Consider the following 7,512-nt stretch of genomic DNA (forward strand, 5'->3'; position numbering starts at 1 on the left):
AGATACATCTTCACTTCGTTCAGATGTTTGCCCGGAGCCGCAAGCCGTTCCGGTCTCGCCAACGAACGAACAAAATGCAAAATCGTACAAAACGTACTTGACCTTCATTCGTACATAACGTACGTTTTCTTCATCAGCAGCGACACAAGGCCTACGCCGATCCGTCGCGAAACCGATGGGGACACCGATGGCATTCGTTACACGCTTCACAATCGAACGTCTCACCGAGGATTACGGCACCGAATATTACATGTCGCCAGATCAATGGTCGGAAGATCGTGAAGATGCCGAGGAGTTCTACACCGCAGCCAAGGCGCAACGCCGTGCTGATCGTGTCGGCGGCGAGGTCTTCAAGCATTGCCGCCCGTCTGTAAACCATGAGGCTTACATGGATCAGGTCCGGGCTGAAACCAAGGCAAAGATTGCGGCCAACATGGCAGCGCACCGCCATAACTTTCTCGAAGCGGCAGAGTGATTACCATGCCGCACGACCTTCCACCCGATCTTCGGCACGCAAAGGCATTCCTTGACCGTGCCGCCGCCATCAACGCCAAGGCCGAAATTGAGCGCATGTCGCTCATCCGCGCCGTCCACCACGCAATCGTCGTCGTGCTTATCCTCGGAACTGCCGGGGTCTGCCTCATTGCAGCCGAAGAACATCAGAAGCGCCTCGACCTCATCAATCAGGAGTCGATCGTATGGGAATGACCGACGACGAAATGTTGATCGACGCAAATCGCCTTCGCTCGGTAATTCACTACGATCCATGCACCGGTGAATTCCGCTGGATAGCGCGTAGGCGTGGAGTAACGATTGGCAAAAAGCCAGGTCTGGTCAACGGCAACGGCTACCGGGAGATTTGCATTGATGGCCGCCTGTATTCGGCGCAGAGGCTTGCTTGGCTGTACATGACCGGAGAGTGGCCCGACGGAGACGTCGACCACCGCGACATGGACAAGCTAAACAATCGATGGGGGAATCTTCGGGACGCCTCGAAGGCCCAAAACCAAGCAAATACGAGCGTGCGGAAGTCGAACACCAGCGGCTTCAAAGGCGTATTCGCCACTGCGCGCCATCCTGATCGTTGGCTCTCTCAAATACGCGTCAACGGCATCAAAAAGCATCTCGGGACATTCGATACCCCTGAACAGGCCGGGGCTGCATACGCCAGCGCTCTCGCCGAAATCCATGGCGAGTTTGGAAGGATTTGATCATGACGAAGCAGGAATCCGTTTGGAGTTGGTGGCAAAATGCTTTGGCCGGAAACATCGGCCCCATTCATGACGGCTGCCCCGAGCAGGGGTATTACCGGACGCGCTTCAAGGATAAACCCTGGGAACCTGTCGCTATCTGGCTCGAAGACGGGAAATGGTATGCCATGCGCGGCGACCGGCAGGTTGATGCCGCAGACATTTGGACATGGTGCTGCCGTAACCCGATCAGCTATGAGGCCTATACCAAGGCCATTGAAGGCGGCGGATGGGATGATGAACCGGAAGCCCCAGCCATCGGCCACAACCTGCCGTCCGATCCGTTTGAAGCCCTGCAGGTCGAGTTCGCTTCTGAGAAGGAACAGGCCGAGGCATTCCTGAAAAAGCCGATCACCACGAAGTCAGATGCTGATCGCGCGGCAATTTGGTCAAAGCGCCTGTCGACGATCGCGAAGAAGGCCACGGACCTGCACAAGGTCGAGAAGCAGCCGCACCTCGATGCGGGACGAGAGGTCGACAACAAATGGCGAGATCTCAAGGAAGCGCCTGACGCCCTGAGCAAAAAACTCAAACGACACCTGGACGCTTACCTGCAGGAAGAGGCCCGGAAAGAGCGTGAGCGGCAGGCCGCCGCCCGCGCCGAGGCCGAACGCATCCAGCGCGAAGCGGATGCAGCCCGTGTTGCCGCCGAACAGGCATCCGCCCGGAACGACAATCTTGCAGCTGAGGCCGCAGCGGAAGCCGAACGCCTCGCACAACAGGCTGCGGCTGCCGAACGGGACGCGCTGGCTCGGAATGCATCTGCTGGCCGCACCGGTGCCAAAGTGTCTCTCCGTACCTTCATCTTCGCCGAGATCACCGATTACGACGCGTTGCTGATGGTGCTCAAGGACCGGGCGGAAATCCGTGAGGTTGTCGAGAGCCTTGCCAACCGGGCCGCGCGCTCGGGCGTCGAACTGGCTGGCATGTCCATCAAATCAGAACAGAGGGCGGCTTGACCATGAACGCAATCACAAAAATCGACAATGCACGGCCTTCTCTCATCGCGACTATGGCGTCCAAATTCAATATGGACCCAAAGGCGTTCGAGGCGACCGTGCGCGCCACTGTAATGCCGTCTCAGCATACGAATGAGCAGTTCGCGGCCCTAATGATGGTCGCCAAGGAATACGACCTAAACCCGCTCACCAAAGAGATCTACGCATTTCCAGCGAAGGGCGGAGGCATTGTGCCGGTCGTTTCAATTGACGGCTGGGTAAATCTCGTCAACTCGCATCCTGCGTGCGATGGTTTTGAATTTGAATTCGAACACACTGAAGACGGCACACTCATTTCCTGCACCTGCCGAATGTACCGAAAGGATCGTGGCCGTCCTGTTACCGTGACCGAGTATCTTTTGGAATGCATTCGCAGCACAGACCCGTGGAAAATGAAGCACCGCATGCTTCGTCACAAGGCGATGATCCAAGCCGCTCGCTACGCCTTTGGTTTTTCGGGGATTTATGATGAAGACGAAGGCAGCAAAATTGCCGAGAGCATACGCGATATCACGCCGCCGTCTGAAACAAAGGCAAGCGTGCTAACCCCGCCCAAGCCACCGGCCCCGCCGTCAGCCAAAACGATCAACGCCGAACCTGCGCAGGATGAACAGCCAGCCGAAAGCGAATTCGACCTTGGAGCCTATCTCGAAGACATCGAGACCTCACTCGCTGGCGCAAAGGACGAGGTAAGCGTCGAGGAAATCTGGAACGACTTTGACGCCCCGGCGACGCTGGAAAGCGAAGGCCACGCCGACATGATCGAAGCCGCCTTTTCCATCAAGACGCGCCGACTTGCGCAGCTTTCACCGTTAAACGGAGGTTAGAAGCGCCATGTCCGCCCGCAAGAAGGAAAAGCCGCCTCACATTCAGGTCACGTTGACCACGCGCGGCTTGCGCGCCCTCACTCAGGACGATGCCGAGAAGCTGGCCTTCATACCGGGCGGCCAACTGTTCGATCTCGTTCCAGTCACCAAACGCTCGGACCGGCAGTTGCGAACCTACTGGAAAGCGCTGGGCCTTGTCGTCAAGGTCACCCAAAAGTGGCCGACAGCGGAAACCCTACATCGCGACATCAAGATGACACTCGGTTACCGCGAGCAGGTCGTGAACATGCGAACCGGCGAGATCACTCTCGTCCCCGACAGCATCGCGCTCGACAAGATGGATCACGAGGATTTCTGCAATTTCATGAACCAAGCCATGGCGCTGATTGCCGACACAGTCGGCTTCGATCCGCTGGCCTTCCTAAATGAGGACCATGCAGCATGAATGAAAACGTTCGCCTTTTGCCAGGGTCTATGTCTGAAGAAGACGCCCTCACCTGCGACGATCCAATCACCAGCCTTATCGCACGGCTTACCGTATCGAATGCGCATTCGGGCCTCACAAATTTTTTCAACGCTGAGGTGGGCCGGCCAAACGCTACCGTTGACCACATTCTGATCGGCGTGGCCGCTTGGATGATGCAGATGCATGCGAGCTTTGCTGCATATCTCCTTGAGGCCGATCGCGTCGAGGATGTCGCCGGCCAATTCCAATCCATCTTTGATCAGATCTATCGCACTCACTTTGTGGATAGCGTGAAGGAGTTGGAGGCATGAACATCGACCCTCTTCTCGAACAATCTTGGCAATCCCTTCTCGACAAAGATGATCGGACCAGCCCCCCAGAATATCCGGACATGTGCCTGATCACTCGCGGAGAGCTTGAGGCTTTTCTTGTGGACGCCTCGTTCAGATGGAAAGAGCATCGAAGCAACGGCATACAGATTGAGGAATCAAGGGAATTGGATAGCGGCTCCGTCATGGGCTTCTTTGCCCGCGGACATTATGAACTCCATAAGTTCGCCGCCGCATGCAACGAATATACCGGCGCCGATCCATACTATGACCGGCGGCACGTCGAGGCAAAAGACTGCCGTCAGGAATGGTGGCGAACCGTTCCCGTCAGTGGCGAACCGGGCGTCATTTCCTACCACAACGCCGAGCCCCATTCGCGCGGCGCTTTTGCCGTTACCGTCACTCACGTCATAGAGGACCGCGATCGCAAACAAATACAGCGCTGGATCGACGAGCACCACAAGGGTCGCGCCGCCGGTTTTGCCGATGGTCTGAACTGGGCGCTTCGCCAGCTTGATCGCATCAATGTTGACGCTGCTGAAGAACTGCTTCGCAGGTATCGAGAGCAGGACAAAAAAGGCGGTGCGTCATGATCAACCGCCAGCAACGTCGCGCTGGCCGCGCCTTGGAGCACAAAGGCCTGAAAGGTGATTGGGGTTTGTGGCGCATCACCAGCCTGCCAGACGGCATTCCCGGTGGCACCGGATGGTGCAAACAGGTCCGCGAGGCCCGCGCCAATAATCTCTATGTTGTCCTCATCCGCCCCTTTGCCGACGAACAGGGTAACGAGGTCATTCACCTCGCGATCCGCACCGCTTCGCAGCTTGAACCGCCGTGGCGCGAAATGCAGCGCATCAAGAACGAGATCTGCGGTGAAGAGGCAACCGCCGTGCAGGTCATGCCGCCGGCATCCGAACTGGTCGATGAGGCAGACATGTATCACATGTGGGTGCTGTCGTGCCGCCTCCCGTTCACCTTGGCAAAAAGGGCCGCATAATGGCTGAGAACTCCGCAATTTCGTGGACGCGCCATACTTGGAACCCATGGATGGGCTGCACAAAAGTGAGCCCGGCTTGCGACGGCTGCTATGCCGAAGCGCTGATGGATAAGCGCTATGGAAAGGTACAGTGGGGCAACGCACCCCGCGTCCGAACCGGCGCTCACACTTGGCACGATCCCTTCCGCTGGCAGCGTCAAGCGGATAAGGATGGCGACCGTCCGTTCGTCTTCTGCGCAAGCCTTGCCGACATTTTCGATAATCAAGTTCCCGCCGACTGGCGCGCTGATGCATTCGAGGTAATGCGCAAGACGCCTCGCCTCGTCTACCTCCTGCTCACCAAGCGCCCGCAAAACATCGTCAAGCTGACGGACGCTGCAGGAGGACTACCTGTCAACGCCGCGCTGGGAACCACGGTCGAGGACCAGAAGCGAGCAGACACCAACCTACCGGCATTGGCTGTCGCCAAAACCGAGTTGCACCCACTCTTCACCTTTGGCAGCTTTGAGCCTCTGCTGGGCCTGGTCATCGTCCCGCCGGCCTTCATGCCGGATTGGGTCATCACCGGCGGCGAGACGGACCAAGGCGGCCACAAGGCACGGCCAAGTCATCCCGCTTGGTTCCGGTCGCTCCGTGACCAAGCGAGAGCAGCCGGTGCAGCCTATCACCACAAGCAGAATGGAGAATGGCTTCCATTTGATTTCGATGATCTATCCAGCGAAGAACTGGAATCGGTGGAAATCCAGGGAAAGATTGGAGGATTTGCGGATCAACCTATGATGCGCATCGGGAAGAAGAGGTCTGGACGGATGCTCGACGGTATCACCCATGATGCCTTCCCGGAGGTGCCAGCATGACCGATGTCGGCACCACAAAACGCAAACCCATGCCCCCTGCTCGTCGCTTGCGTATTTTTGAAGCTCATGGCGGCAAATGCTGCCTCTGTGGCGAACAGATCGACGGCGCGCGTGAGCCGTGGACTATTGAACACCTGATCTGCCTTGGTCTCGGCGGCATTGACGAGGACAAGAATTGCGGCCCGGCTCATGAAACCTGCCGGCGCGATAAGGACAAACTCGACGTTCGCGCCATCGCCAAAGCCAAGCGGGTGAAGCAGCGGCATTTGGGCATCAAAGCCCCAAAACAGCCGATCCGCGGCGCTGGTTTCCCCAAGCACGAAAAGCAGCCGAAGAAGCTGACCAAGCAACTGCCGCCACGGCGTGGGCTCTACCAGGAGGATTTGAACGGATGACAAGCAATAGCCGCTCGGTCCCCCGTCTTGCCTTATCCCGTGACGAGCTTGCCGCCTCTATTGGCGTCAGCCCGACCTCTATCGATGTGATGGTGTCGGAAGGCGTTCTGCCGAAGCCTAAGATCTGGCACACCCGCAAAATCTGGCCGACGGCGGAAATCGAAATGGCGCTGGCCAACATGAAGTCGGAGGGCGAGAGCCGTATCGGCTACTTTGACGACATCGGGCAATGATAGAAATTAAATTCAAATATCTCTATGTGAACACATCACGACATGGCACCAAGCGCTACTATTATCGCCAGCCAGGGCGACCATTGGTCAGGCTTCCCGACATTGCGGACCCGGCTTTTCACGACGCGTACCACCGGGCCGCAGTCGCAGGCCCGATAAAACCTAAAACAAGCGCCGGCAAAATCACGCCCGGTTCATTCCGGGATCTATGGGTGAAATACAAGACATCGCCGGATTTCGCAGCACTGGCCGAATCGACCAAAGCTCAGAAGACGCGCGTTATGGAAAGCATTCTGCTTGAGCGCATCGGGCCAACCTCAACCGCCTTGATCGGCGAAGGCCCGGCATCCCAGATCTCGCCGAAAGTGGTCCGCTATATTCGAGACCTGAAGGCAAATGCACCGGAGGCGGCGAACCATCGCCTGAAGACCATGCGAAACCTTTTCGCCTGGGCCTGCGAGAATGACGTGATGGACACGAACCCGGCACGGGATGTGAAGCCGATTAGCGCGGCCACTGATGGCCATCACACATGGACTGAGGAAGAGGTCGGGCAATATCTCAAGACGCATCAGCCGGGCACGAAAGCCAGGCTTGCAATGTGCCTGCTTCTCTTCTTGGGCATCCGCATCTCTGACCTTGCGCTGATCGGGCCGGACATGGTGCGCGACGGTGAGATTTCCTTCGTCCCATACAAGACGCGAGGCAAGAAGAAGACAGCAATGGTGCTTCCCGTGCTTCCGGCTCTGCAAATGGTCATCGACCAATCCGAGATCGGCGATAAGACCTTCATGGTGACGGAATACGGCAAACCGTTCTCGATCAAGGGGCTCGGTCAATGGTTCCGAAAAAGATGCGATGAGGCAGGCCTCACGCACTGTTCGGCTCACGGGCTGAGAAAAGCCGGCGCAACGATCGCAGCGGAGAACGGCGCGACCGAGGAACAGTTGAAAGCAATCTTCGGATGGGAGAACGCGAAAGAGGCAAATCTCTACACGCGAAAGGCCCGGCAAAAGCTCATTGCCAGCGGGGCTATGTCGCTCCTAAGCTTCGGCGACAGCGTGAATATCCACATAGGCAAAGTTACACCTAATTCCGGGTGTACCGAAAACGATGAATTTAACAAATAAAATCATTGGGAATGGAGGCCTCGCCCGGAA

The 7,512-nt window shown here is 57.3% G+C and carries 13 protein-coding genes; all 13 read left to right on the plus strand.

The features are described from left to right. Nucleotides 1-187: 187 nt before the first annotated feature. Genes NAC44_RS20920 through NAC44_RS20980 form a run of 13 tightly spaced genes read left to right on the plus strand, consistent with a single transcriptional unit; the run spans nt 188 to nt 7,482 of the window. On the plus strand, nt 188-475 hold the full coding sequence (locus NAC44_RS20920) for a hypothetical protein (protein WP_250943589.1): 288 nt from the start codon (nt 188-190) through the stop codon (nt 473-475). Nucleotides 476-480: 5 nt separating this feature from the next. After that, nucleotides 481-708, plus strand: coding sequence for a hypothetical protein (locus tag NAC44_RS20925; RefSeq protein ID WP_250943590.1), 228 nt, complete (start codon nt 481-483; stop codon nt 706-708). Next, nucleotides 699-1,211, plus strand: coding sequence for an HNH endonuclease (locus NAC44_RS20930; RefSeq protein ID WP_250943591.1), 513 nt, complete (start codon nt 699-701; stop codon nt 1,209-1,211). The genes NAC44_RS20925 and NAC44_RS20930 overlap by 10 nt, the downstream gene beginning before the upstream one ends. 2 nt (nt 1,212-1,213) lie before the next feature. Next, the gene (locus NAC44_RS20935; RefSeq protein ID WP_250943592.1) at nt 1,214-2,209 is read left to right on the plus strand and encodes a hypothetical protein; all 996 of its coding nucleotides are present in this window, start codon (nt 1,214-1,216) and stop codon (nt 2,207-2,209) included. Between the two features lie 2 nt (nt 2,210-2,211). Next, nucleotides 2,212-3,075, plus strand: a complete 864-nt coding sequence (locus tag NAC44_RS20940; RefSeq protein WP_250943593.1) for a RecT family recombinase — start codon at nt 2,212-2,214, stop codon at nt 3,073-3,075. A 7-nt stretch (nt 3,076-3,082) separates the two neighbouring features. Then, nucleotides 3,083-3,520 carry a hypothetical protein gene (locus tag NAC44_RS20945; protein ID WP_250943594.1) on the plus strand — a complete coding sequence of 146 codons (438 nt, stop codon included), beginning with the start codon at nt 3,083-3,085 and terminating at the stop codon, nt 3,518-3,520. Then, the gene (locus tag NAC44_RS20950) at nt 3,517-3,852 is read left to right on the plus strand and encodes a hypothetical protein (protein ID WP_250943595.1); all 336 of its coding nucleotides are present in this window, start codon (nt 3,517-3,519) and stop codon (nt 3,850-3,852) included. Before NAC44_RS20945 ends, NAC44_RS20950 begins: the two co-directional genes overlap by 4 nt. Next, the gene (locus tag NAC44_RS20955; RefSeq protein ID WP_250943597.1) at nt 3,849-4,463 is read left to right on the plus strand and encodes a hypothetical protein; all 615 of its coding nucleotides are present in this window, start codon (nt 3,849-3,851) and stop codon (nt 4,461-4,463) included. The genes NAC44_RS20950 and NAC44_RS20955 overlap by 4 nt, the downstream gene beginning before the upstream one ends. Continuing rightward, nucleotides 4,460-4,867: a DUF7694 domain-containing protein gene (locus tag NAC44_RS20960; protein ID WP_250943598.1), complete on the plus strand. Its 408-nt coding sequence runs from the start codon at nt 4,460-4,462 to the stop codon at nt 4,865-4,867. Before NAC44_RS20955 ends, NAC44_RS20960 begins: the two co-directional genes overlap by 4 nt. Further along, on the plus strand, nt 4,867-5,724 hold the full coding sequence (locus tag NAC44_RS20965; RefSeq protein ID WP_250943600.1) for a DUF5131 family protein: 858 nt from the start codon (nt 4,867-4,869) through the stop codon (nt 5,722-5,724). The genes NAC44_RS20960 and NAC44_RS20965 overlap by 1 nt, the downstream gene beginning before the upstream one ends. Beyond that, a complete protein-coding gene (locus NAC44_RS20970; RefSeq protein ID WP_250943602.1) occupies nt 5,721-6,119 on the plus strand; it encodes an HNH endonuclease in 399 nt (132 codons plus the stop codon). The genes NAC44_RS20965 and NAC44_RS20970 overlap by 4 nt, the downstream gene beginning before the upstream one ends. Beyond that, entirely contained in the window at nt 6,116-6,352 is a 237-nt protein-coding gene (locus NAC44_RS20975) for a hypothetical protein (RefSeq protein WP_250943604.1), read from the plus strand. Before NAC44_RS20970 ends, NAC44_RS20975 begins: the two co-directional genes overlap by 4 nt. Continuing rightward, the gene (locus NAC44_RS20980; RefSeq protein ID WP_250943605.1) at nt 6,349-7,482 is read left to right on the plus strand and encodes a tyrosine-type recombinase/integrase; all 1,134 of its coding nucleotides are present in this window, start codon (nt 6,349-6,351) and stop codon (nt 7,480-7,482) included. The genes NAC44_RS20975 and NAC44_RS20980 overlap by 4 nt, the downstream gene beginning before the upstream one ends. Nucleotides 7,483-7,512: the final 30 nt, after the last annotated feature.

Source organism: Allorhizobium sonneratiae, assembly GCF_023700755.1.
In the GTDB taxonomy this organism is placed as follows: Bacteria; Pseudomonadota; Alphaproteobacteria; order Rhizobiales; family Rhizobiaceae; genus Allorhizobium; species Allorhizobium sonneratiae.

Coding starts and splice junctions, on each gene's coding strand:
- NAC44_RS20920 (WP_250943589.1), top strand. CDS start 188: ATGGCATTCGTTACACGCTTCACAATCGAACGTCTCACCGAGGATTAC.
- NAC44_RS20925 (WP_250943590.1), top strand. CDS start 481: ATGCCGCACGACCTTCCACCCGATCTTCGGCACGCAAAGGCATTCCTT.
- NAC44_RS20930 (WP_250943591.1), top strand. CDS start 699: ATGGGAATGACCGACGACGAAATGTTGATCGACGCAAATCGCCTTCGC.
- NAC44_RS20935 (WP_250943592.1), top strand. CDS start 1,214: ATGACGAAGCAGGAATCCGTTTGGAGTTGGTGGCAAAATGCTTTGGCC.
- NAC44_RS20940 (WP_250943593.1), top strand. CDS start 2,212: ATGAACGCAATCACAAAAATCGACAATGCACGGCCTTCTCTCATCGCG.
- NAC44_RS20945 (WP_250943594.1), top strand. CDS start 3,083: ATGTCCGCCCGCAAGAAGGAAAAGCCGCCTCACATTCAGGTCACGTTG.
- NAC44_RS20950 (WP_250943595.1), top strand. CDS start 3,517: ATGAATGAAAACGTTCGCCTTTTGCCAGGGTCTATGTCTGAAGAAGAC.
- NAC44_RS20955 (WP_250943597.1), top strand. CDS start 3,849: ATGAACATCGACCCTCTTCTCGAACAATCTTGGCAATCCCTTCTCGAC.
- NAC44_RS20960 (WP_250943598.1), top strand. CDS start 4,460: ATGATCAACCGCCAGCAACGTCGCGCTGGCCGCGCCTTGGAGCACAAA.
- NAC44_RS20965 (WP_250943600.1), top strand. CDS start 4,867: ATGGCTGAGAACTCCGCAATTTCGTGGACGCGCCATACTTGGAACCCA.
- NAC44_RS20970 (WP_250943602.1), top strand. CDS start 5,721: ATGACCGATGTCGGCACCACAAAACGCAAACCCATGCCCCCTGCTCGT.
- NAC44_RS20975 (WP_250943604.1), top strand. CDS start 6,116: ATGACAAGCAATAGCCGCTCGGTCCCCCGTCTTGCCTTATCCCGTGAC.
- NAC44_RS20980 (WP_250943605.1), top strand. CDS start 6,349: ATGATAGAAATTAAATTCAAATATCTCTATGTGAACACATCACGACAT.